The organism is Variovorax monticola (assembly GCF_051216855.1).
Classification (GTDB): domain Bacteria; phylum Pseudomonadota; class Gammaproteobacteria; order Burkholderiales; family Burkholderiaceae_C; genus Variovorax.
In genome coordinates this window covers 302,305-323,354 of sequence record NZ_JBPJZP010000004.1, presented here as the reverse complement: position 1 = coordinate 323,354, position 21,050 = coordinate 302,305, and the positions used below count along the sequence as shown (strand labels likewise).

At 68.5% G+C, this 21,050-nt stretch carries 18 protein-coding genes and 1 pseudogene; 7 read left to right on the top strand and 12 right to left on the bottom strand.

What is annotated here, in order from left to right:
- Window positions 1-40: 40 nt before the first annotated feature.
- From otsA to ACSFA5_RS16085, 4 genes are all read right to left on the bottom strand, one after another.
- The gene (gene otsA, locus ACSFA5_RS16100; RefSeq protein ID WP_435445042.1) at window positions 41-1,426 is read right to left on the bottom strand and encodes an alpha,alpha-trehalose-phosphate synthase (UDP-forming); all 1,386 of its coding nucleotides are present in this window, start codon (window positions 1,424-1,426) and stop codon (window positions 41-43) included.
- Window positions 1,423-3,312, bottom strand: coding sequence for a glycoside hydrolase family 15 protein (locus ACSFA5_RS16095; RefSeq protein WP_435445041.1), 1,890 nt, complete (start codon window positions 3,310-3,312; stop codon window positions 1,423-1,425). The genes otsA and ACSFA5_RS16095 overlap by 4 nt, the downstream gene beginning before the upstream one ends.
- Window positions 3,309-4,124 carry a trehalose-phosphatase gene (otsB, locus tag ACSFA5_RS16090; protein WP_435445040.1) on the bottom strand — a complete coding sequence of 272 codons (816 nt, stop codon included), beginning with the start codon at window positions 4,122-4,124 and terminating at the stop codon, window positions 3,309-3,311. Before otsB ends, ACSFA5_RS16095 begins: the two co-directional genes overlap by 4 nt.
- 208 nt (window positions 4,125-4,332) lie before the next feature.
- A complete protein-coding gene (locus tag ACSFA5_RS16085) occupies window positions 4,333-5,514 on the bottom strand; it encodes a multifunctional CCA addition/repair protein (protein ID WP_435445039.1) in 1,182 nt (393 codons plus the stop codon).
- Between the two features lie 163 nt (window positions 5,515-5,677).
- Between ACSFA5_RS16085 and ACSFA5_RS16080 the strand changes: the two genes are divergently transcribed.
- Complete coding sequence (locus tag ACSFA5_RS16080) at window positions 5,678-6,403, top strand: OmpW/AlkL family protein (protein WP_435445038.1); 726 nt, start codon at window positions 5,678-5,680, stop codon at window positions 6,401-6,403.
- A 28-nt stretch (window positions 6,404-6,431) separates the two neighbouring features.
- Here ACSFA5_RS16080 and ACSFA5_RS16075 read toward each other — a convergent pair whose 3' ends face one another.
- From ACSFA5_RS16075 to ACSFA5_RS16065, 3 genes are all read right to left on the bottom strand, one after another.
- Window positions 6,432-7,115: a glutathione S-transferase family protein gene (locus tag ACSFA5_RS16075; protein ID WP_435445037.1), complete on the bottom strand. Its 684-nt coding sequence runs from the start codon at window positions 7,113-7,115 to the stop codon at window positions 6,432-6,434.
- Window positions 7,116-7,219: 104 nt separating this feature from the next.
- A complete protein-coding gene (locus ACSFA5_RS16070; protein WP_435445355.1) occupies window positions 7,220-7,786 on the bottom strand; it encodes an MgtC/SapB family protein in 567 nt (188 codons plus the stop codon).
- Window positions 7,783-9,825, bottom strand: coding sequence for a lytic transglycosylase domain-containing protein (locus tag ACSFA5_RS16065; RefSeq protein ID WP_435445036.1), 2,043 nt, complete (start codon window positions 9,823-9,825; stop codon window positions 7,783-7,785). Before ACSFA5_RS16065 ends, ACSFA5_RS16070 begins: the two co-directional genes overlap by 4 nt.
- 9 nt (window positions 9,826-9,834) lie before the next feature.
- On the opposite strand from ACSFA5_RS16065, the gene ACSFA5_RS16060 reads away from it, so the two are divergent.
- Complete coding sequence (locus ACSFA5_RS16060) at window positions 9,835-10,452, top strand: 5-formyltetrahydrofolate cyclo-ligase (protein WP_435445035.1); 618 nt, start codon at window positions 9,835-9,837, stop codon at window positions 10,450-10,452.
- 109 nt (window positions 10,453-10,561) lie between these two features.
- On the opposite strand, the gene ACSFA5_RS16055 is transcribed toward ACSFA5_RS16060, so the two are convergent.
- Window positions 10,562-11,545: a LysR substrate-binding domain-containing protein gene (locus tag ACSFA5_RS16055; RefSeq protein ID WP_435445034.1), complete on the bottom strand. Its 984-nt coding sequence runs from the start codon at window positions 11,543-11,545 to the stop codon at window positions 10,562-10,564.
- A 183-nt stretch (window positions 11,546-11,728) separates the two neighbouring features.
- On the opposite strand from ACSFA5_RS16055, the gene ACSFA5_RS16050 reads away from it, so the two are divergent.
- Window positions 11,729-12,049 (top strand): DUF2917 domain-containing protein, encoded by a 321-nt coding sequence (locus ACSFA5_RS16050; protein ID WP_435445033.1) that lies wholly within the window; start codon window positions 11,729-11,731, stop codon window positions 12,047-12,049.
- An 83-nt stretch (window positions 12,050-12,132) separates the two neighbouring features.
- Here ACSFA5_RS16050 and ACSFA5_RS16045 read toward each other — a convergent pair whose 3' ends face one another.
- Window positions 12,133-12,537, bottom strand: a complete 405-nt coding sequence (locus ACSFA5_RS16045; protein WP_435445032.1) for a BLUF domain-containing protein — start codon at window positions 12,535-12,537, stop codon at window positions 12,133-12,135.
- 88 nt (window positions 12,538-12,625) lie between these two features.
- On the opposite strand from ACSFA5_RS16045, the gene ACSFA5_RS16040 reads away from it, so the two are divergent.
- A complete protein-coding gene (locus ACSFA5_RS16040) occupies window positions 12,626-13,396 on the top strand; it encodes a Crp/Fnr family transcriptional regulator (RefSeq protein ID WP_435445031.1) in 771 nt (256 codons plus the stop codon).
- A 19-nt stretch (window positions 13,397-13,415) separates the two neighbouring features.
- On the opposite strand, the gene ACSFA5_RS16035 is transcribed toward ACSFA5_RS16040, so the two are convergent.
- A complete protein-coding gene (locus tag ACSFA5_RS16035; RefSeq protein WP_435445030.1) occupies window positions 13,416-14,273 on the bottom strand; it encodes a DUF6279 family lipoprotein in 858 nt (285 codons plus the stop codon).
- A 31-nt stretch (window positions 14,274-14,304) separates the two neighbouring features.
- Here ACSFA5_RS16035 and glmU point away from each other — a divergent pair, with 31 nt between their 5' ends.
- On the top strand, window positions 14,305-15,759 hold the full coding sequence (glmU, locus tag ACSFA5_RS16030; RefSeq protein WP_435445029.1) for a bifunctional UDP-N-acetylglucosamine diphosphorylase/glucosamine-1-phosphate N-acetyltransferase GlmU: 1,455 nt from the start codon (window positions 14,305-14,307) through the stop codon (window positions 15,757-15,759).
- 10 nt (window positions 15,760-15,769) lie between these two features.
- On the opposite strand, the gene ACSFA5_RS16025 is transcribed toward glmU, so the two are convergent.
- Window positions 15,770-16,261, bottom strand: a complete 492-nt coding sequence (locus ACSFA5_RS16025; protein WP_435445028.1) for an Lrp/AsnC family transcriptional regulator — start codon at window positions 16,259-16,261, stop codon at window positions 15,770-15,772.
- A 138-nt stretch (window positions 16,262-16,399) separates the two neighbouring features.
- Here ACSFA5_RS16025 and glmS point away from each other — a divergent pair, with 138 nt between their 5' ends.
- Window positions 16,400-18,289, top strand: a complete 1,890-nt coding sequence (gene glmS, locus ACSFA5_RS16020) for a glutamine--fructose-6-phosphate transaminase (isomerizing) (protein ID WP_435445027.1) — start codon at window positions 16,400-16,402, stop codon at window positions 18,287-18,289.
- Between the two features lie 153 nt (window positions 18,290-18,442).
- On the opposite strand, the pseudogene ACSFA5_RS16015 reads toward glmS, so the two are convergent.
- Window positions 18,443-18,574: pseudogene (locus tag ACSFA5_RS16015) on the bottom strand (DUF72 domain-containing protein); the annotation flags it as partial.
- A 138-nt stretch (window positions 18,575-18,712) separates the two neighbouring features.
- Between ACSFA5_RS16015 and ACSFA5_RS16010 the strand changes: the two are divergent.
- Window positions 18,713-21,016 (top strand): FdhF/YdeP family oxidoreductase, encoded by a 2,304-nt coding sequence (locus ACSFA5_RS16010; RefSeq protein WP_435445026.1) that lies wholly within the window; start codon window positions 18,713-18,715, stop codon window positions 21,014-21,016.
- Window positions 21,017-21,050 lie beyond the last annotated feature (34 nt).

Here is a 21,050-nt window from a genome sequence, read left to right as displayed (position 1 = left end):
GCGCGCCCTGGACAACAGCGCGCGCTCGGCCCGAAGGAACTCAGCGCTCGCTGGCAGCCTCACGCAACGCATCCAGAAAGCTGCGCCGCCACCAATGGATGTCCTGCTCGCGAATGCGCGACAGCAGCTTCTGGTGCCGCTCGCGCCGCTCTTCCAGCGGCATGTGCAGTGCCTGTTGCACCGTCTCTGCCGTGCCGTGCGTGTCGTACGGGTTCACCAGCAGCGCTTCTTTCAGCTGCTCCGCCGCACCGGCGAAGCGCGACAGCACCAGCACGCCCGGGTCCGCCGGGTCTTGCGCCGCGATGTATTCCTTGGCGACCAGGTTCATGCCGTCGCGCAAGGGCGTCACCAGCCCCACGGCCGCCGCGCGGCACAAGCCTGGCACGCGCTTGCGCGCCACCATGCGGTGGATGTAGCGCACCGGCATCCAGTCGAGCTCGCCGTAGTCGCCGTTGATGGCGCCGCACAGCGACTCCAGCTCGCGCCGGATGTCGCCGTACGCGTCCACCGTCTCGCGCGTGGGCGAGGCGATCTGGATCAGCGTGGCGCTGCGCCGGTTCTCCGGGTAGTTGGCCAGCAGCTCGCGGAACGCCCGCACGCGCTGCGGAATGCCCTTGGAGTAGTCGAGCCGGTCGATGCCCAGCAGCAGCCGGCGGCTCGAGTACTCGCGCTTCATCGTGTCGTACATGTCGCGCGCTTCCTTGGCATGCGTGAGCGCCGAGAACTCGTCCACGTCGATGCCGATCGGGAAGGCGCTGCAGCGCACCGTCTGCCCGTAGGCGCGGTACATGTCGTTGCCCAGGTACTCGCCGCGCGCCTCGTTGCGCACGTAGTGCTCGAAGTGCTGCACGTCCTGCTGGGCCTGGAAGCCGATCAGGTCGTAGGCGAACAGCGAGCGCATCAGCCACTCGTGCTGCGGAATGGCCGCGATGATGATCTGCGGCGGCAGCGGAATGTGCAGGAAGAAGCCGATGCGCTGCTTGCAGCCCATGGCGCGCAGCTCGGCGGCCAGCGGCATCAGGTGGTAGTCGTGGATCCAGATGATGTCGTCGTCCTTCAGCATCGGCATCAGCTTGCGCGCGAACAGCTGGTTCACGCGCCGGTAGCCGCCGATGAAGCCGGCCTCGAAATGCGCCAGGTCCAGGCGGTTGTGGAACACCGGCCACAGCACGTCGTTGCTGTAGCCCAGGTAGTAGCTGTCGTGGTCCTCGCGGCTCAGGTCGATGGTGGCCAGCGTCACCTTGCCGGCCTGCTGCTTGTGCAGCTCGCCTTCGCCCGTGGGGCCGCCCTCGACGACATGGCCGCTCCAGCCGAACCACAGGCCGCCCGTCTGCTGCAGCGATTCACCGAGTGCCACGGCCAGGCCGCCGGCTGCGGGCTTGCGTGGATCGGCCACGCGGTTGGAAACGACGACGAGGCGGCTCATATCGCCGAATCCCAGGGAGCGGACAGGCGCACGGCCGCGTTGATGATGCCGACCATCGAATAGGTCTGCGGAAAGTTGCCCCACATCTCGCCCGTCTCGGGGTGCGTGTCTTCCGACAGCAGGCCCAGCGGATTGCGCGCCGCCAGCATGGTCTCGAAGATCTGGCGCGCCTCGGCCTTGCGGCCGATCTTGGCGAGCGCGTCGATGCGCCAGAAGGTGCAGATGTTGAAGGCGGTCTCGGGCTTGCCGAAGTCGTCGGCTGCTTCGTAGCGGCGCATGTAGGGGCCGTCGCACAGCGACTTTTCCATCGCGTCCACGGTGGAGATGAAGCGCGGGTCGCGCGCGTCGATCAGCCCCACCTCGACCATCAGCAGGATGCTCGCGTCGAGCTCGTGGCCGCCGAAGCTTTCGGCAAAGGCCTGGCGCTCTTCGCACCACGACTTGGCGAGAATTTCTTCCTTCATGCGCGCGGCATGGCCGTGCCAGTAGGCGGCGCGATCAGGCAACTCCAGCGTGCGCGCGATCTTGGAAAGCCGGTCGCAGGCGGCCCAGCTCATCAGCGCCGAACTGGTGTGCACGCGTGCGCGCGTGCGCAGCTCCCACATGCCGGCGTCGGGCGTGCCGTAGACGCGCACCGCCTGCTCGCCCACCGCTTCGAGATGCGGAAACTCCGCCACGCCCGCGCGGCTCAGCAGCCGGTGGTCATGGAAAGCCTGCGCCGCGCCGAGCACGATGTTGCCGTACACGTCGTGCTGAAAATGCTCCTGCGCCTGGTTGCCCACGCGCACCGGCCCCATGCCGCGGTAGCCGGGCAGGCCTTCGACGAAGGACTCGGGCAGGTCGCGCTCCAGGCCGATGCCGTACAGCGGCTGGATGTGCTCGCCGTGCGAGCCGATCACCACGTTGCCCAGCCAGCGCAGGTAGTCTTCCATGGTGCCCACTTCGCTCAGCGAATTGAGCGCGCGCACCACGAAGAAGGCGTCGCGCAGCCAGCAGTAGCGGTAGTCCCAGTTGCGCTGGCTGCCCGGCGCCTCGGGGATGCTGGTGGTCATGGCCGCGACGATGGCGCCGGTGTCCTCGTACAGCGAGAGCTTCAGCGTGATGGCCGCGCGGATCACCGCTTCCTGGTACTCGAAGGGAATCGCCAGGCGCTTGCTCCAGGTGCGCCAGTAGGAGAGGGTCTCCTGCTCGAACTTGCGCGCGGTGTCGGCAATGCCGTCGCTCAGCGTCTCGTCCACGCCGAACATGAAGTTGTATTCGCGCGAGAGCACGAAGGGCTGGCGCGAAAGGATGTGCGAAATGGACGCGTCGGTGTTCAGCCGCAGCGTGACGTCGGGCCCGACGTAGCGGATGTGGTTGCTGCCGCGCGTCACCTCCACCGGCGCCGAGGCGCCCCACTGGAAGCGCGGGTCCAGCGACACGCGAACGCGCGGCGCGCCGGCAATGGGGCGCACGCGGCGCACCATCATCAGCGGGCGGAAGTAGCGCGAGCGGCTGAAAAAGCGCGGCGCGAAGTCGGTGATCTCGATGCCCTGGCCCGCGCTGTCGAACAGCTGGGTGCGCAGCACGGCGGTGTTCGGCTCGTACCACTGCTTGGCTTGCGCGAAGTCCTCGATCTCGATGGCCCAGGCGCCCGCTTCTTCGCCGGGGTGCAGCAGGGCGTTGAAGATCGGGTCGCCGTCGAAGCGCGGCAGGCAGCACCACACGGCGCGCCCGCGCGCATCGATGAGCGCGCTGTAGGCGCAGTTGCCGATCACGCCGACATTGAGCGAGGGTTCGGCCGGCGGCGCGAAGCCGCGTGCGCCGGGGGCGGCGGCCTTGGCATGCATGGATGCGTCGGCTGCTGCGCGGTCTTCGGTAGCCGTCGCCAGTTGTTCTTCGCTCATTCGGGGCTCCTCGGTGATTCTGTGGCGGGGGGCGGTTCTGGCTCTGTCTGCGCTGTCTTCGGGCCCGCCAGCTGGTCGCGCGCCTGCACCAGCCATTCGTAGACGGCGCGCGGCGATTCGAGGCGGTGCAGCGCCAGGCTGGGCCCGGAACCCACCTTCACGGCGATGCCGCCGCGCGGCTGCACCACGGCAAAGCCGCTTTCGTCGGTGGTGTCGTCGCCCAGGAAGACCGGGGTGCGCCCGGCGAACGGGGCCTCGGTCATGAAGGCATCGATGGCGATGCCCTTGTTGATGCCCGCGGGCTTCACCTCGAACACGAATTTGCCGTGCATCAATTCGAACTGCGGGTCGTGGGCAATGGCACGCGACATCGCGTCGCGGCACACCGCCTCGAGCTGTGGTGCCAGGCGGTAGTGCAGGGCGATGGCGGCGTGCTTGCGCTCCACCAGCAGGCCTTCGTGCACGCGCGCGAGCTCGTTGGCCACCTCGAGGATGGGCACGAGGTCGGGCGCGCGCTGTTCCTGCGTATGGCCCTTGGCGTCGCGACGCTGCACGCCGTGCTCCCCGGCGGCGGGCAGGCGCAGCGGCGCAAGGAAGCGGTCGATGGAATCGATCTGGCGACCCGACACCACGGCGAGCGCGCCGCCGAGCAGGTCGCTCAGATCGCTGAGGAGGGCGACAAGGGCAGGGGGAATCTCGATGGCTTCGGGCGTGGGCGCAAGGCCGACGAGCGTTCCGTCGAAGTCGAGAAAGAGGGCTGCATCCCGGCCCAACGGAGGAGGCAACTGCAGGTTGCTGGTGGACTTTGGCATTGGGGAAAAACCATAACACGCGTCGTTGGAATTGCATGTCGGCCAAGACCGGAAGCTGCGCTTTGCAGCCATTGCATTGCTCCCTCCCCTCCCGGGGGAGGGTTGGGGTGGGGGCACGACGGCCTCTCAAAAAACAAGCGGCGCCTGATCGAAGGCCTGCCCCCATCCCAGCCTTCCCCCGGGAGGGGAAGGAGCAAGACCTGAAGCCTCAGGCCAGTGACACAGCCACGGCGTCCACGCGCGCCCGGTGGATCGCCTCGCCGATCTTCGGCCCCGTCGCACCGGCCTGCTGGGCCGCGCGCGCCACCACGTCGGTGGGCACGGCCGCGGCCGTTGCCAACACGGCCAACAGCCGAGGGCGCGGCCTGTATGCGGTGAGTGCGGTGGGTTCGACGCCGAGACGGCCGCGCGCATCGCACTCGCAGGCCAGCAGCACTTCGGCGAAACGCGCGGGCTTTCGGAACGCGTCGCAGCGCTCCAGCAGGCGCACCAGCCCCGTGGCGTCGAGCGTGTCGCTGCCGTGGATGTGCGCCTGCTCGCGCGCCACCGCCTCGGCCAGTTCGCGGATGTCCACCGGCACCCGCCATCGGTCGCACACCGCGTGCAGCGGCTGAAAGTCCGGTGCGGCGCCCTTGCCGAGGTCGTTCACCAGGCAGGCGAAGCGCACGGCCAGCGAGCCCTGCAGCCGCGCGCCGGTGTCGACCACCGCCATCAGGTGCGCGCCGGTGTCGATCTCCGGCAGCAGCACGGCCAGCGCGCCGCAGTCGCGCAGCACCTCGAGCATGCGCGAGGGGCGTGTTTCCATCAGCCCGCGCGACAGCTCCTGCCACACGCGCTCGGGCACCAGCGCGTCGACCTCGCCGGCCGCCACCATCTCGCGCATCAGCGCCAGGGTCTCGGGCGCCACGGTGAAGTCGTCGAAGCGGGCGGCGAAACGCGCCACGCGCAGGATGCGCACCGGGTCTTCGCGGAAGGCGTCGGTCACGTGGCGCAGCACCTTGTCGCGCAGGTCGCGCTGGCCGTGGAAGGGGTCGGCCAGGTGCTCGGGCGTGGGGTCGAAGCGGCCGTCGGCACTCACGTGTTCGGCCGGCAGCGCAATGGCGTTGACGGTGAGGTCGCGGCGGGCCAGGTCTTGCTCGAGCGTGACGTCGGGCGCGGCGTGCACGGTGAAGCCGCGGTAGCCAGGCGCGCTCTTGCGCTCGGTGCGGGCCAGCGCGTATTCCTCGCGCGTGCGCGGATGCAGGAACACCGGAAAGTCGCGCCCCACCGGCAGGTAGCCGCGGGCCGTCATTTCTTCGGGCGTGGCGCCCACCACCAGCCAGTCGTGGTCGGAAACGGGGCGCCCCAGCAGGCGGTCGCGCAGTGCGCCGCCGACGAGAAAAATATGCATCGGCGCAGTGTAGGGATAGTCCGCACTCGTAAAAAAGAACGGTCGTTCGATAATCGCGCCGCGAACCGGGCAATCGTTCGTCGAACGAAGGGTTTCAAGCGGCAATCACAAGCCATCGCCCGAATTCGCAGGGAGTCTTTCAACCAAAGGAGCAATTCACATCATGAAGAAAACAATGATTGCGCTGGCGGCTCTGGGCGCGCTCGCGTCCGGAAGCGCCGTGGCGCAGCAGGCCGGCGACCTGGTCGTTGGCGCAGGCTGGTTTCATCTGTCACCTCAGGATTCCAGCAAGCCGCTGACCGTGACCTCGCCGTTCCCCGCGGTGCTCGCCGGCTCCGGCGCGAGCGTGAGCGACTCCGACACCCTGGGCCTGAACGCCACGTACTTCCTGGACAGCCATTGGGCCGTGGAAGGGGTGTTCGGCGTGCCGCCCAAGTTCAAGCTCAACGGCACCGGCACGCTGGGCCGCGTGGGCGAGCTGGGCCAGGCGCGCCAGTGGAGCCCGACCATCCTGGGCAAGTATTTCTTCAACGAGGGCACCGACGCCTTCCGTCCCTTCGTCGGGCTGGGCGCGACCTATGTCTGGTACAGCGACGTCAAGCTGACCTCGAACCTGCAGGGCGCGCTGGCCAGCCAGTTCCGCCAGTCGCCGCTCGCGGTGAACACCACGGCCAAGCTCGACAGCTCGTTCGCACCGGTCATCAACGTGGGCGCGGCCTACCAGTTCGACAAGCACTGGGGCGTGTCGTTCTCGGTGTCCTACATCCCGCTGAAGACCAAGGCCAAGCTGACGACCACCTCGATCTACGGCACACCCGTGGCCACGAGCGAGGCCAGCCTGAAGCTGAACCCGATCGTCACGTACGTGGCGGCGACCTACAGGTTCTGACCCCCTCCCGTTCGAAAGAGCGAAAGCCTTACCGCCCCGTGCGGTAGGGCTCTTCGAACTGCAGGAAATCCTTTTCCGCCAGTGCGCCGTCGATCCAGGCCTTGACGCCAGGCAGCGCCTGCACGCGCTCGATGTAGGCCGTGAGCTGCGGCGGCACCGGCAGCCCGAAGGTCTTGATGCGCGTGCCGATGGGCGTGAAGTAGGCGTCGGCAATGCTGAAGTCGCCGAACAGCATCGGGCCCCCGTGCGCGTCGAGCAGGCCGCTCCACATCTGCACGATGCGCGCGAGGTCGGCGGCGACCGCGGGCTGTTCCTTCAGCAACCGGGCGCCCACTTCAGGCAGCGAGGCCTCGATGTTCATGCCGCAATGGCCGCGCAGGCCGCCGAAGCCCGAATGCATCTCGGCGCAGACGCTGCGCGCGCGTGCCCGGTCGGCGGCCGCCGCGGGCCAGAGTTGCTTGCCGGGGAAGGTCTCGGCCAGGTATTCGGCAATGGCCAGCGTGTCCCACACGACGAGGTCGCCGTCGACCAGCAATGGCACCTTGGCCACCGGGTTGAGGGGCGCGATGACGCTCTTGAACGTCGAGTCGGCCTCGAAGGAGTCGAAGCGCACCATCACCTCTTCGAAGTCGATGCCGGCCTGCTTCATGAGCACCCAGGGGCGCATCGACCATGACGAGTAATTCTTGTTGCCGATGTAGAGCTTGCGCATGAGAGGGGCCTCGGGTTCGTTGCGGGTGAAACAAAGCCTTGGATGCTAGCCGTGCGCCGGTGCGCCATTGATGCCCAACGCAGCGCGCATTGATGCGCCCGCGCTCAGCGGCGGGGGGCGTCGTCCGGCGAGGCGATGACCCGGGCGGTCGACCTGGCTGCGTCGTCGGCCTGGTTGCCGTTGCCGAACGTGCGCTCGATCACGCCCACCAGGCGCGGCACCAGCGACAGCACTGCCAGCGCCAGCAGCGCGCTCAGCACCGCGGTGGTCTCGCGGCCGAGTCCGCAGGCCATGCCGATGGCGGCGGTCATCCACAGGCCGGCCGCGGTGGTCAGGCCCTGCACATGCGTCTCGTCCTTGCCCTGCTTCAGGATGGTGCCGGCGCACAGGAAGCCCACGCCCGCCACCAGCCCCTGGATCACGCGGCTCATGTCGGCCGGCACGATGCCGGTCTGCTGCGGAATCAGCACGAACATCGCCGAGCCGATGGCCACCAGCATGTGCGTGCGCACGCCGGCTGCCTTGCCCTGCTGCTCGCGCTCGAAGCCGAGCACGAAGCCCAGCACCGCGGCCAGCGTCAGGCGCAGCACGATGCGCGTGAGCTGCGCGACGTCGGTCACGTCCGAGAACTCGGACGCGATGGTGTCCAGGACTTCGTCGCGCCAGCTCAGGGCAGGTCCTTGTTCGGTTCCGGCTCGGCCGCGTCGCGCGGCCCCACGCGGCCCAGTCGCTCCTTCAGCGACTGCGGCTTGCCGCTGATGATGGCGGCGTAGTTGGTGGTGTTGGCCAGCACCTTCTTCACGTAGTCGCGCGTCTCGTTGAAGGGCACGTTCTCCGCCCAGATGGCGGCCTCGACGACCGGGCCGTTGCGCCAGCTGCGCGGGCGGCCGGGGCCGGCGTTGTAGGCCGCGGCGGCCAGCGCCATGGAACCGTCGAAGTCGTCGAGCGCCAGCTTCAGGTAGTTGGTGCCGATGGTGATGTTGGTCTCGCGGTCGTTGATCTGGCCGGGCGTGAAGTCGGCCAGGCCGATCTTGCGGGCGGTCCAGCGCGCGGTGGCGGGCATGACCTGCATCAGGCCCGAGGCGCCCACTCCGGAGCGCGCGTCCATGATGAAGCGGCTTTCCTGGCGGATCAGGCCGTACACGTAGGCCGGGTCCAGGCCGATGTCCTGCGCCTTGCGCAGCACCGTGTCGTGAAAGGGCATGGGGAAGCGCTGATCGACGTCGACCACGCCCTTGGTGCGCTCGCTGGTGTTGATGCAGCGGTCCCACACCTCGCGCTGGCAGGCGAAGTCGGCCGCGGCCAGCAGGGCGCGGTCGTCCATGCCGCCCTTGTCGTGCAGGTTGGTGGCGTAGTTCCACTCGCGCGTGCCTTCGGAGCGCAGGCCGATGGCAATGGCGTACAGGCCGCGTGCCAGCCCCGGGTTGGCGCGCGCGGCGGCCTTTTCCTCGGGCGTGAGCGGCGCGGGGCGGGTGGCGACCGCGGTGCGCTGGCCCAGTTCTTCGAGCGCCAGCATCTCGTAGAAGCCGCGCGAGCCGGCAATGCTCTGGTAGAGCTCGCGCGCCTGGGCGCGGCGCTCTTCGCTGCGCTCGGTGGCCAGCGCGCGGGCCTTCCAGTAGACCCAGGTGGGGTCGAGCTGGGCGGTGTCGCTCATGGCATTGATGGCGGGCGCCACCTCTTTCCACTGGCCGGCGCGCAGGGCGGCGCGCACGCGCCAGCCGAGCATGTCGTCGGACAGGTCGCTGTTCTTGGTGACGTTGCCGAAGTAGGTGCCGGCCTGCGGCCAGAGCTTGAGCGCGGCGGCGCGCCCGATGGTGCCCCAGAGCCAGTTGCGCTCTTCGGCCGAGAGCATCGGGCCCCACTTGCTGTCGAGCTGCGTGGCGGCCTGCTCGGGGTCGGCGATGGCGACCTTGACGAGCGCCAGCACCACCAGCTCCTTGCGCGACTTGGCGGCCACGAAGGCGCGCCCGGTCAGGAACTTGGCCGAGCTGGCGTTCATTTCCTCGAACAGCGGCAGCGCGTCGGGCGCGGCGATGGTGACGGCGGCGCGCGCGGCCTGCGGGCGGTTGGCCTCGATGGCCAGGCGCGCCTTCTTCCAGACGTCGTTGGGGGCCAGCAGGCGGGCCGCGAACATGCGGTCGGCGGCGGTGAGGCAGCCGTCGTCGGCGTCCTTCTGGCCGAGCCAGTCGCGGCGCACCTGGTCGGCCTGGGCCTGCGTGGCGGTGCCGGTGCGCAGCGTGTCGGCCAGCACGGCGTAGCAGCGCACCTGCGCGTCGTCGCCCATGCGAAAGCCGGCCACGGCGGCGGAGAAGTTGTCCCAGTCGCGGCGCTGGCCCGTGAGAAGCAGCCAGTCGTTGCGCAGGCGGTCTTCCTGGTAGGTGCCGGGGTAGCGCGCAAAAAAGTCTTGCACTTCGGTGGGGGCGGCTTCCTGCAGCCGCGCCTTGAGTTCCCAGTAGGCGGCCCAAGGTTCGAGGGCATGGCCGCGTGCTTGCGGCAGCAGGCCGCTCAGGCGGGCCTTGTCGCCGCGCTGGAAGGCCTGCTTCATCTGGACGAGCACGTCGTCGTTGGTGTTGTTCTGTGCGGCGGCGGGTTGCTGTGAAAGCAACGCGGCGAAGGCCAGGACGGCGGAAAAAACCAGTGCCGGTGCTGCGCTGCGCTGGTGAGTGCGGTGGCTGGTGCGCTGGGGTGCCAAAATGCTTGGGAACTGCATCGGGGGATTATGGACAAGTCAAAGGATGCCGACACCTCGGCGACGGCGAGTTTTCTGAAGGATCAACTGCGCAAGGCATTGATCGAACAACGCCTGGCAATGCCGGACCGGCTGACACGCGCGGACCTGCTGCAGCGCGTCATGCGGATCTGGCTGGTCGGGCGGCCCGACACCGTCATCGGCGCCTACTGGCCGATCAAGGGCGAGTTCGATCCGCTGCCTGCGTTGCATCGTTGGAAGGAAGACGGCGAGCTCATGGAAGAAACCCAGCGGCGCCGCATCGGACTGCCGGTAATCAACAAAGTTCACAAGACGCTGACCTTCCATGCCTGGTACCCGGGCTGCCAGATGGAAGAAGACGCCTACGGCATTCCCAAGCCCAAGGACACCGAGCTCATCGTGCCGACCCTGCTGTTCGTGCCCTGCGTGGGCTACAGCGCCGGCGGCTACCGGCTGGGCTACGGCGGCGGCTTCTACGACCGCACGCTGGCGGCCCTGGAGCCGCGGCCGTTCACGGTGGGGCTAGGGTTCACCCACGGCTTCCTGGAAGACTTCGAGCCCGAGGCGCACGACCTGCCGCTGGACGCCATCCTCAACGACAACGGCGTCGTCTGGCCCTTCGCTTGACACTCCCCCAGGCTTCGCGCACTTCGTGTCGCTTCTCCTCCCCCCTCGCCGGGGGCAACACCTGCGGCCCGGCAAAGCCGGTTCCGCGGTGTTCCTGAGGTTGGCATAGTCAGTCGATGTCGTCGACCGTGTCCGGGTCGGGCACCTCGCCGATGGTCTCGCGGGTGGTGACGGCCTGCAGCTGCAGCCAGTCCCAGAAAGCCCGGATCTCGGGCCGCAGCGCATTGCGCGGCCCTGCGATGAGCCAGTAGGCCATCGGCGAATCCATGCGGTGCTGCGGCAGCACCTCCACCAGGTCGCCGTTGGCCAGGCTCTCGGCAATCAGCGAGCTGCGCGCCAGCGTGATGCCCTGGCCGGTCAGCGCGGCCTGCACCATCTGGTAGGCGTAGTTGAAGTAGAGCCAGCGCTTGGGTTGCGCCCGCTCCAGTCCGTTCACCTCGAACCAGCGCCGCCAGGTCAGCCATTCCAGGTGGGTGCGGTGGGCGTCGCCGGCCTCGATCAGCGTGAAGCGGGTGATGTCGGCGGGCGTCTTGATGGGCGGGTTGCTCTTCAGCAGCCACGGGCTGGCCACCGGCGTCAGCGTTTCGCCGAACAGGCGCACGGCGGCGGCCGGCATGGACTCGCGCGGGCCGTAGCGCAGCGCGATGTCCACGTCGGCCACTTCGAGGTCGACCGCCACGTCGCTGGCGTCGATGCGGATGTCGATCTCGGGGTTGTCGCGCTGGAAGGCCTCCAGCCGCGGAATGAGCCACATCGAGGCGAACGACGCAAAGGTGGTCAGCGACACGCTCTGGCGTCCCGCGCTCTGGCGGATCTGGCGCACCGCCGTGTCGATGCGCGGCAGCGACTGCTGCACCGCCAGCAGCAGCAGCGCCCCGGCGCTGGTGAGCTCCACGGCCCGCGTGTGGCGCAGGAACAGCCCCACGCCCACCTCTTCCTCGAGCGACTGGATCTGGCGGCTCACGGCCGACTGGGTCAGCGCCATCTCCTCGGCGGCGGCGCGGAAATTCAGGTGCCGGGCCACGGCCTCGAAGGCGCGCAGGTGGCCGGCCGAGATCGGGCGGGAGCGCAGATGGGTTTGCGAATGTTGCATGGGTGTGACTTGGAGTGGGCGAATCCGCGTTCTGGTCCATTGATGCGGGAATCGCATCAGTAGCCTACCTCGTTTTCATTGGACTCAAGGCGCCTTGGAAACGATCATTCATTCCCGAACTGCGCTATTGCCTCCGTCTCTGTCTGACCGGCCGGCGCTTCCGGAGCCCCAAGGAGTTTCAACATGTCCACCGCCGTCTGCACCACCGAATCGCTCTCGCCCCTGTCCGCCACCGCCCGCACCACCGCCGCCATTCCGCCGGCCGTTCGCCGCGGCGCCTGGCAGATCGCGCCCGGCGAGGCGATGAGCCTGAAGGCGCGCGCGGCCAGCGTGTTGCGCGTGAAGCAGGGCCGGGTATGGATCACGCCCGACGCCACGCTCGCCAACCCCAGCGAAGACCTGGTGCTCGCACCGGGCGAATCGCTGGCGGTGGCTGCGGGCCAGCGCATCGTGATGGAGGCGTGGGACGGCTACGGCGCGACCTACAGCTGGGACAACGCCTGATTGTTCGGCTTCCAGCAGCTCAAACGGCGGCCTCGGCCGCCTTTTTCTTTTTGAAGCTTCTTCCAGCGAACGGCCGGTGCCGTTCAGCCGTTGATGTCGAAGCTCGGCAGCAGCGCCAGGAAGTGCCGCAAGGCCACCTCGCCGTCCAGCGCGTGCACGCCGGCCATGAGGTCGGGGCCTTCGCTCTCGGCCAGGCCCATGCCGAAGCCGGTGTAGCGGCGCACCGACAGCGGCGCCTCGTACACCACGCGGATGTCGGTGTGGCGCGGGTCGTCCCCGATGTGCTGCATCAGCGCATCGACCGCCTCGTGCGGGCCTTCCAGGTGCTGGCAGAAGCGCATGCCGTCGAACACCAGCAAGCCCGTGATGCCGCGCTCGGCATTGCGGGCGCGGGCACGGGTGGCGATGGCGCCCACGGTGGTCGGGGGCAGGTCCGCTGCGAGCGTGCTGCAGTAGAGGACTTCGTAGAACGGTTGGGCTTCTGTCATGCGTCTTTGGGGAATCGGAGCGCAGTTTAGGCACCCCTGCGGCACGGCGAAATGTAAAAAGACACAGCCGAAACGCCTATAGTGGCGCGTGAAATTCGAGGACTACCCCGCTGCTGCCCCGCCGCCCCAGGGCGTCAATCCGTGCGACGACTGCGCGTTGCGCAAGCTGGAAGCTTTTCTTCCGTCTTCCGAGGAAGAACTCAAGACCATCCAGTCGTTTCGCGTCGGCGCCCGGCGCATCGAATCGGGCGGCTCGATCGTCGACGAGCACCGCCGCAGCCCGCAGCTGTTCACGATCTACTCGGGCTGGGCCTTCCGCTACAAGACGCTGAGCGACGGCCGGCGGCAGATATTGAGTTTTTTGTTGCCCGGCGACTTCATCGGCCTGCAGGACGAATTTGCCGACGGCCAGACGCACGGCGTCGAGGCCGTGACCGACGTCACGCTGTGCGCTTTTTCGCGTGACCGGCTCTGGGGCCTGTTCCACGCCCAGCCCAAGCTCGGCTACGACATCACCTGGCTCGCCGCGCGCGAGGAAAAGATGATGGACGACAACCTCGTCACCACCGGCCGGCGCAATGCCAGCGAGCGCGTGGCCATGCTGCTGATGCAGCTCTACCGCCGCGCCGAGCGCGTGGGCCTGGTGCGCGACGGCTGGGTGGAGTTTCCGTTCAACCAGCAGCACATCGCCGACGCGCTGGGGCTTTCGCTGGTGCACACCAACAAGACGCTGCGGCGGCTGCAGCGCCTGGGCCTCTACAAGATCGACACGGGCTGGCTGCGCATCCTGGAGCCGCACGCGCTCGAAACGCTGGGCGACTACTTCGAGCGCCCGATGCGCCCGACTCCCCTCATCTGACTCCGGCGCCCCGGGCGGCTCAGCGCGCCGCCGCCACCAGTTGCCGCAGGTCGTCCTGGTAGGCCTGCAGCCGGCGCACCGCCTGTGCGCGCTGGCTCGCGGTGGTGCCGTTGTGCAACGCGGCCGTGTTGCGGCAGCCTTCCTGAATCAGGGCCTGCTGCTGGTCGCGCCAGGGCCCGGGCGGCGGTTCGGCGATGCGCTGGATGTAGGCGTGCAGCGCGGCGCGCGCCTCGCCAAGTGCGGGCTTGCCGGCGACGAAGCCGCGCAGCAGCACCAGCGCCTCCTGCTGGCGCTTGCGGCGCTCGGCGTCCGCCAGGCGCGGGTCGAACACCGACTGCGCCACCTGCGCCTTCAGCAGGTCGCGCTGCTCCGGGGTCAGCCGCCCGTAGAAGTCCTCGGCGCGGTCCAGGAACTGGTCGTAGCGCTTCTCGTGCACCTGCGCCGGGGTGCGGTCCAGCCAGTCCTTGCGGTAGTCGGCGTTGTTCTTGGCGTACTTGCGCTCCAGCTGCTGCAGCTGGGCACCGGTCAGGCTCAGCGCCAGCTCGGTGCCGGCGGGCTCGGCGCGTTCGGTCACGGCCAGCAGGCGCTCGCGAATGCGCTCTGCCGTGGCGCAGACCTGCTCGGGCGTCACCTCGCCGGGTGCCAGCGCCTGCGCGTCCTGCAGCAGCGCGCCCAGGCGCGGCAGCTCGTTCTGGCGGTGCCAGGCCAGCAGTTGCGCCAGCTCGTCGCGCACCCTGGGGCTTTGTTCGCTGTCGAAATCCAGGTAGCCGTCGAGCCACCAGTAGCTCACCGTGGGCAGGTTGTTGTAGGCCAGCTTGATCGCGCTGCAGGCGCCCAGGGCCGCGGCCAGCAGCAGCACGCCGATAATTCGCGCCACCGCAGCGCAACGAAATCGGGAAGAAAAACGCATGAATCAGACTCCGCATCAAGACAACCAGGGGCCGGTCGACGTCGTCATCATGGCGGCCGGCAAGGGCACGCGCATGAAGAGCAAGCTGCCCAAAGTGTTGCATCGATTGGGCGGGCGCGCATTGCTGGCCCATGTGGCCGGCACCGCCGCGCGCATCGGCGCGCGCAACGTGGTGTTCGTGACCGGGCACGGCGCGGCCGAAGTGGAAGCCGCCATGGCCGCTTTCGCAGGGGGCATGCCGGGCGCGACACAACGCTTCGTGCGCCAGGAGCCTCAACTGGGCACCGGCCACGCGGTGCAGCAGGCCGCGCCGCTGCTGGCGGACGACGGCACGGTGGTCGTGCTGTCGGGCGACGTGCCGCTGATCGGCGAAGACACGCTGCGCGCGCTCATCGCGGCCAGCGCCGGCAGTTCAGGCAGTGCCGGCGGGTGCCTGGCGCTGCTGACCATCGAATTCGACGACCCGAGCGGCTACGGCCGCGTGATCCGTTCGGCCGCCGGGGGCGAAGTGACCGCCGTCGTCGAGCACAAGGACGCCACCGACGCCCAGCGCGCCGTGCGCGAGATCTACAGCGGCGTGATGGCCGTGCCCGCGCGGCTGCTCAAGGGCTGGCTCGCGCGGCTGGACAACAAGAACGCGCAGGGCGAGTACTACCTGACCGACGTGGTGAAGTTCGCCGCCGCCGACGGCGTGCCCGTGGTCGCGCACATCACCACCGATGCCTTGCAGGTGGCCGGCATCAACAGCCCGGCCCAGCTCGCGGCGCTCGAGCGCGCCTGGCAACTTCGCCAGGCCGACGCGCTGATGGCGCAGGGCGTGCGCCTGGCCGACCCGGCACGATTCGACCTGCGCGGCACGCTCGCGTGCGGCACCGACGTGGAGATCGACGTCAACTGCATCTTCGAAGGCGCGGTGTCGCTGGGCGAGGGTGTGCGCATCGGCGCGAACTGCGTCATTGCCAATGCGCGCATCGAGGCGGGCGCGGTGATCCATCCGTTCACCCACATCGAAGGCGAGAAGGCCGGCGTGAGCGTGGGCGCGGGCTCGCTCATCGGCCCGTTCGCACGGCTGCGGCCGGGCGCGCAACTGGGTGCCGAGGTGCACATCGGCAATTTCGTCGAGGTGAAGAATTCGACGCTGGCCGCCGGCGCCAAGGCCAACCACCTGGCCTACCTGGGCGACGCGACCGTGGGCGAGCGCGTGAACTACGGCGCGGGCAGCATCACCGCCAACTACGACGGCGCCAACAAGCACCGCACCGTGATCGGCGACGACGTGCACGTGGGCAGCAACTGCGTGCTGGTGGCCCCGATCACCATCGGTGCGGGCGGCACCATCGGCGGTGGGTCGACCGTCAACAAGTCGACCGAGCCGGGCGCGCTGACCGTGGCGCGGGGCAAGCAGGTGAGCTTCGCCAACTGGAAGCGGCCTCAGAAAAAGCCCAAGGCCTGAGCGAGTCTCCTCAGGCGGCGGGCGACAGCGGCACCCGAGGCTCGAACTTCGCCCGCTTGAGGCTGAAGAAGGCCTTCACATTGCGCACGTTCGCGTCCGCCGTGAACAGGCGCTGCGTGAGCGCCCCGTAGTCCGGCATGTCGCGCGCCGCGACCACCAGCACGAAGTCCGGCCCCGGCGACACACGCCAGCACTGCTGCACCGCGTCGTCGGCGATCACGCGGGTTTCGAAGGCGTCGAGCGAGGCCGCGTCCTGCCGGTCCAGCGAGATTTCGACCACCGCCTGCAAACCGTGGCCCAGCACCGCGGCGAGCCGGTCGGGCGACAGCAGCGCCACCTGGCGCTCGATCAACCCGAGTTCACGCAGGCGCTGCACGCGGCGCAGGCAGGTCGGGGGCGAGATGCCGATGTCCGAGGCGAGGCGCTGGTTGGTGTGCGAAGCATCGCGCTGCAGCGCATCGAGCAGGCGCAGGTCTGTTGAATCGAGGGATATTAATTCCATATATTGATAAATTATGGAATAAAAATCCAAATGAGAGAAATGAAGAAATAAAAGTCCGAAATCAATCGAACTTAGAAAACATATTTCTTTCGCGTCTCCCTACCATTCGGTCTCTTCTTCATTCAAAGGCAGCTCACCATGTGCGGCATCGTCGGGGCAGCGTCCCATCGCAACATCGTTCCGGTCCTGGTCCAGGGTCTTCAGCGGCTCGAATACCGTGGGTATGACTCGTGCGGCGTGGCGGTGCATGCCGGCGGCCTGACGCGCGCGCGCACCACCTCGCGCGTGGCGGACCTCGTGACGCAGGTGCACGACGACAAGGTCGAAGGCCTCACCGGCATCGCCCACACGCGCTGGGCCACGCACGGCGCGCCGGCCGTGCACAACGCGCACCCGCACTTCAGCCACGGCCCCGGCGTCGATGCGCAAGGCGCGCGCCCCGGGCGCATCGCGCTCGTGCACAACGGCATCATCGAGAACCACGAAACATTGCGTGCCGCGCTCGAAGCCAAGGGCTACGTGTTCGAGAGCCAGACCGACACCGAGGTCATCGCCCACCTGGTCGACAGCCTCTACGACGGCGACCTGTTCGACGCCGTGAAGGCCGCCGTGCTGCAACTGCACGGCGCCTACGCCATTGCCGTGATCTGCCGCGACGAGCCCCAGCGCGTGGTCGGTGCGCGCGCCGGCTCGCCGCTGATCCTGGGCGCGGGCAAGGACGGAGGCGAGAACTTCCTCGCCAGCGACGCCATGGCCCTGGCCGGCGTGACCGACCAGATCGTCTACCTGGAAGAGGGCGACGTGGTCGACCTGCAGCCGGGCAAGTACTGGATCGTCGACAAGAACCACAAGCCCCTGTCCGCAGAACAGCGCCCGGTGCGCACCGTGCACGCCCACAGCGGCGCCGCCGAACTGGGCCCCTACCGGCACTACATGCAGAAGGAAATCTTCGAGCAGCCGCGCGCCATCGGCGACACGCTCGAAGGCGTGGAGGGCATCGTGCCCGAGCTGTTCGACGGCATCGGGCAGGACGGTGCCACGGGGGCGAGCGCGCACCGCGTGTTCCAGGACATCGACAAGATCCTCATCCTGGCCTGCGGCACCAGCTACTACAGCGGCTGCACCGCCAAGTACTGGCTCGAAGGCATCGCCAAGATCTCCACCCAGGTCGAGATCGCCAGCGAGTACCGCTACCGCGACTCCGTGCCCGACCCCAAGATGCTGGTGGTCACCATCAGCCAGTCGGGCGAAACCGCCGACACGCTGGCCGCGCTGAAGCACGCCCGCTCGCTCGGCATGGAGCAGACGCTGACCATCTGCAACGTGGCCACCAGCGCGATGGTGCGCGAGTGCAAGCTGGCGTACATCACGCGCGCCGGCGTGGAAATCGGCGTGGCGTCGACCAAGGCCTTCACCACGCAGCTGGCGGGCCTCTTTCTGCTCACGCTCGCCGTCGCGCAGGCCAAGGGCCATTTGAGCGATGCCGACGAGGCGCGCTACCTGAAGGAAATGCGCCACCTGCCGGTCGCGCTGCAGTCGGTGCTGGCGCTCGAGCCGCAGATCATCGGCTGGGCCGAGGACTTCGCGCGCAAGGAAAACGCGCTGTTCCTGGGGCGCGGCCTGCACTACCCGATTGCGCTCGAAGGCGCGCTCAAGCTCAAGGAAGTGACCTACATCCACGCCGAGGCCTACGCCGCCGGCGAGCTCAAGCACGGCCCGCTCGCGCTGGTGACGAGCGAGATGCCCGTGGTGGCCGTGGCGCCCAACGACGCGCTGCTCGAAAAGCTCAAGAGCAACCTGCAGGAAGTGCGCGCGCGCGGCGGTGTGCTGTATGTGCTCGCCGACGGCGACACGCAGATCAAGAGCAGCGAGGGGCTGCACGTGATCCGCATGCCCGAGCACTACGGCGCGCTCTCGCCGATCCTGCACGTGGTGCCGCTGCAGCTGCTGGCGTATCACACCGCAGTGGCGCGCGGCACCGACGTGGACAAGCCGCGCAACCTGGCCAAGAGCGTGACGGTGGAGTGAGCTCGACAATGCGAGGTTTGCAGCTGATCTCGCTCGATAAAGTCGTAAACGTTAAATAGAGGCGTAAACGCCCCTGAGTGCAAGAGGGGCGCGGCGCTCGAACGGCGGGCTACGCGAGTGGCCGAGAGCCCCAAGCACTCACCCAGCGACGGCCACGCCCAGGCGCCTCGCCAGCCGGATCGCGTCGCCCGGGGCATGCACCTTCGCATCGTTGTCGAAGTAGCAAAACACGTCGCGTGGACCCGGCCGCGCAGGCACCGGCGATGCCAGCCAATCGGCGGGCAGCGCCCAGCGCGTGCCAGTGCGAACGCTGCCGCGGTTGCGCCGAAGCCCGTGCGTCCGACGCCGCGGCTCGGCAGCGGCCTACAGGCCTGCTTCGCCGAAGGCCTACCTTGCCTTCACATCACAAAGCCGGAGCACCACGTGAGCGACACAACGCGATTCGAGCCGTACACCCACTCGGCCGGTGGCTGGGGCTCGCTGAAAGCCGTCGGCAGCTACCTGCTGCGCGAGCGCATTCCCATCGTCGGCGCGCAGGCGCTCTGGAAGCAGAACAAGCCCGACGGCTTCGCCTGCGTGAGTTGCGCCTGGGCCAAGCCGGAGCACCCGCACGCTGCGGAGTTCTGCGAGAACGGCGCCAAGGCCACGGCGTGGGAGCTGACGGCCAAGCGCCTGCCCGCGGCCTTCTTTCTCGAACACACCGTGACCGAGCTGCTCGGCTGGAGCGACCACGCGCTGGAAGAGGGCGGGCGGCTCACAGTGCCGATGAAGTGGGACGCGGAGTGCGACCGCTACATCGAAGTCGGCTGGGACGAGGCGTTTGCCGGCATCGGCGCGCAGCTGCGCTCGCTGGCCGCGCAGGACCCCGCCTCGGTGGTGTTCTATGCGTCGGGCCGGGCCTCGCTGGAGTCCAGCTACATGTACCAGTTGCTGGCACGCCTGTATGGCAACAACAACCTGCCCGACAGCTCGAACATGTGCCACGAGAGCACGTCGGTGGCGCTTCCCGAGACCATCGGCACGCCGGTCGGTACCGTGCGGCTGGACGACTTCGAGCTGTGCGACGCCATCTTCATCTTCGGCCAGAACACGGGCGTGAACAGCCCGCGCATGCTGCACCAGCTGCAGGACGCCCGCAAGCGCGGCGTTCCGATCGTCACCTTCAACCCGCTGCGCGAGCGCGGGCTGGTCGAGTTCGTCAACCCGCAGTCGCCCACCGAGATGCTCACGCCCGCGCACACGCAAATCAGCACCCAGTACCTGCAGGTGAAGAACGGCGGCGACCTGGGCGCGCTCACGGGCATGTGCAAGGCGCTTGTTGCCGCCGACGACAGTGCGCGCGCCGAAGGCCGCGCCCGCGTGCTCGACACGGCGTTCATCGCCGAGCACACCGAAGGCTTCGAGGGCTTCGCTGCTTCGCTGCGCGAGACCGCGTGGGAAGCGATCGAGTCCGAATCGGGCCTCACGCGCGAGCAGCTTGAAACCGCCGCGGCCACGTTCGCGAAGGCGAAGGCCGTGATCGGCATCTACGGCATGGGGCTCACGCAGCATCGCAAGGGCGTCGAGAACGTGCAGATGGTCTGCAACCTGCTGCTGCTCGGCGGCCACATCGGCAAGCCGGGCGCCGGCATCTGCCCCGTGCGCGGACACTCGAACGTGCAGGGCCAGCGCACCGTGGGCATCACCGAGAAGCCCGAGCTTGCGCCGCTGGACAAGCTCGCCGCGCTGTACGGCTTCGAGCCGCCGCGCGAGAAGGGCCTGAACACGGTGGAGACCTGCGAGGGCGTGCTGGCGGGCCGCGTGCGCGCGTTCGTCGGCTTCGGCGGCAACTTCGTGCGCGCCGTGCCCGATTCCGACCGGCTCGAGCCCGCCTGGCGCGAGCTGCAGCTGACCGTGCACATCGCCACCAAGCTCAATCGCAGCCACCTCGTGCATGGGAAGGTGTCGTACCTGCTGCCCTGCAAGGGCCGCATCGAGATCGACCGCCAGGCCAGCGGCGAGCAGACCGTGGCCGTGGAAGATTCGACCGGCGTCATGCACGCCTCGCGCGGCGTGGCCGAGCCCGCGGCGGACACGCTGCTGTCGGAGCCCGCCATCGTCGCGGGCATCGCAAAGGCCACGCTGGCGCCGAACGCGAAGGTGCCGTGGGACGCCTGGGTGGGGGACTACGCGCTGGTGCGCGACCACATCGCGCAGGCCTTCCCCGAGATCTTTCACGACTTCAACGAGCGCCTGAAGACACCCGGCGGATTTCCGCGTCCGTTGCCGGCCCGCGAGCGGGTGTGGAAGACGCCGAACGGCAAGGCGAATTTCAAGGGCTACGGCAACCTGCGCGCCGACCCCGACACGCCCGAGACAGGCCCCGACGTGCTGCGCCTGATGACGCTGCGCAGCGACGACCAGTTCAACACCACCATCTACAGCCTGGACGACCGCTTTCGCGGTGTCTACGGCACACGCCGTGTGCTGCTGATGAACCGCGACGACATCGAGCGCATGGGCTTGACCGAGGGGGACGACGTGGATGTGAGCGCCGCTGTCGACGACGGGCACGCGCGCAGCGTGCGGGCGCTGCGCGTGACGGGCTACGACATTCCGCCCGGGTGTGCAGGCGGTTACTACCCCGAATGCAACCCGTTGATTCCGCTCGCGCACCATGCCGAAAAAAGCAAGGTGCCGGCGGCCAAGGCCATACCGATTCGCTTGCGCCCCTCGACGTCGGCTTGATCTCCTGCCTGACGCAAAGACTGCAGCAGCCGTA

Excerpts from the sequence above, each read along its gene's own strand:
- otsA (WP_435445042.1), bottom strand. The coding sequence starts at position 1,426 with ATGAGCCGCCTCGTCGTCGTTTCCAACCGCGTGGCCGATCCACGCAAG.
- ACSFA5_RS16025 (WP_435445028.1), bottom strand. The coding sequence starts at position 16,261 with ATGGAATTAATATCCCTCGATTCAACAGACCTGCGCCTGCTCGATGCG.
- glmS (WP_435445027.1), top strand. The coding sequence starts at position 16,400 with ATGTGCGGCATCGTCGGGGCAGCGTCCCATCGCAACATCGTTCCGGTC.
- ACSFA5_RS16055 (WP_435445034.1), bottom strand. The coding sequence starts at position 11,545 with ATGCAACATTCGCAAACCCATCTGCGCTCCCGCCCGATCTCGGCCGGC.
- glmU (WP_435445029.1), top strand. The coding sequence starts at position 14,305 with ATGAATCAGACTCCGCATCAAGACAACCAGGGGCCGGTCGACGTCGTC.
- ACSFA5_RS16095 (WP_435445041.1), bottom strand. The coding sequence starts at position 3,312 with ATGAGCGAAGAACAACTGGCGACGGCTACCGAAGACCGCGCAGCAGCC.
- ACSFA5_RS16050 (WP_435445033.1), top strand. The coding sequence starts at position 11,729 with ATGTCCACCGCCGTCTGCACCACCGAATCGCTCTCGCCCCTGTCCGCC.
- ACSFA5_RS16080 (WP_435445038.1), top strand. The coding sequence starts at position 5,678 with ATGAAGAAAACAATGATTGCGCTGGCGGCTCTGGGCGCGCTCGCGTCC.
- otsB (WP_435445040.1), bottom strand. The coding sequence starts at position 4,124 with ATGCCAAAGTCCACCAGCAACCTGCAGTTGCCTCCTCCGTTGGGCCGG.
- ACSFA5_RS16075 (WP_435445037.1), bottom strand. The coding sequence starts at position 7,115 with ATGCGCAAGCTCTACATCGGCAACAAGAATTACTCGTCATGGTCGATG.
- ACSFA5_RS16065 (WP_435445036.1), bottom strand. The coding sequence starts at position 9,825 with ATGCAGTTCCCAAGCATTTTGGCACCCCAGCGCACCAGCCACCGCACT.
- ACSFA5_RS16060 (WP_435445035.1), top strand. The coding sequence starts at position 9,835 with ATGGACAAGTCAAAGGATGCCGACACCTCGGCGACGGCGAGTTTTCTG.
- ACSFA5_RS16085 (WP_435445039.1), bottom strand. The coding sequence starts at position 5,514 with ATGCATATTTTTCTCGTCGGCGGCGCACTGCGCGACCGCCTGCTGGGG.
- ACSFA5_RS16045 (WP_435445032.1), bottom strand. The coding sequence starts at position 12,537 with ATGACAGAAGCCCAACCGTTCTACGAAGTCCTCTACTGCAGCACGCTC.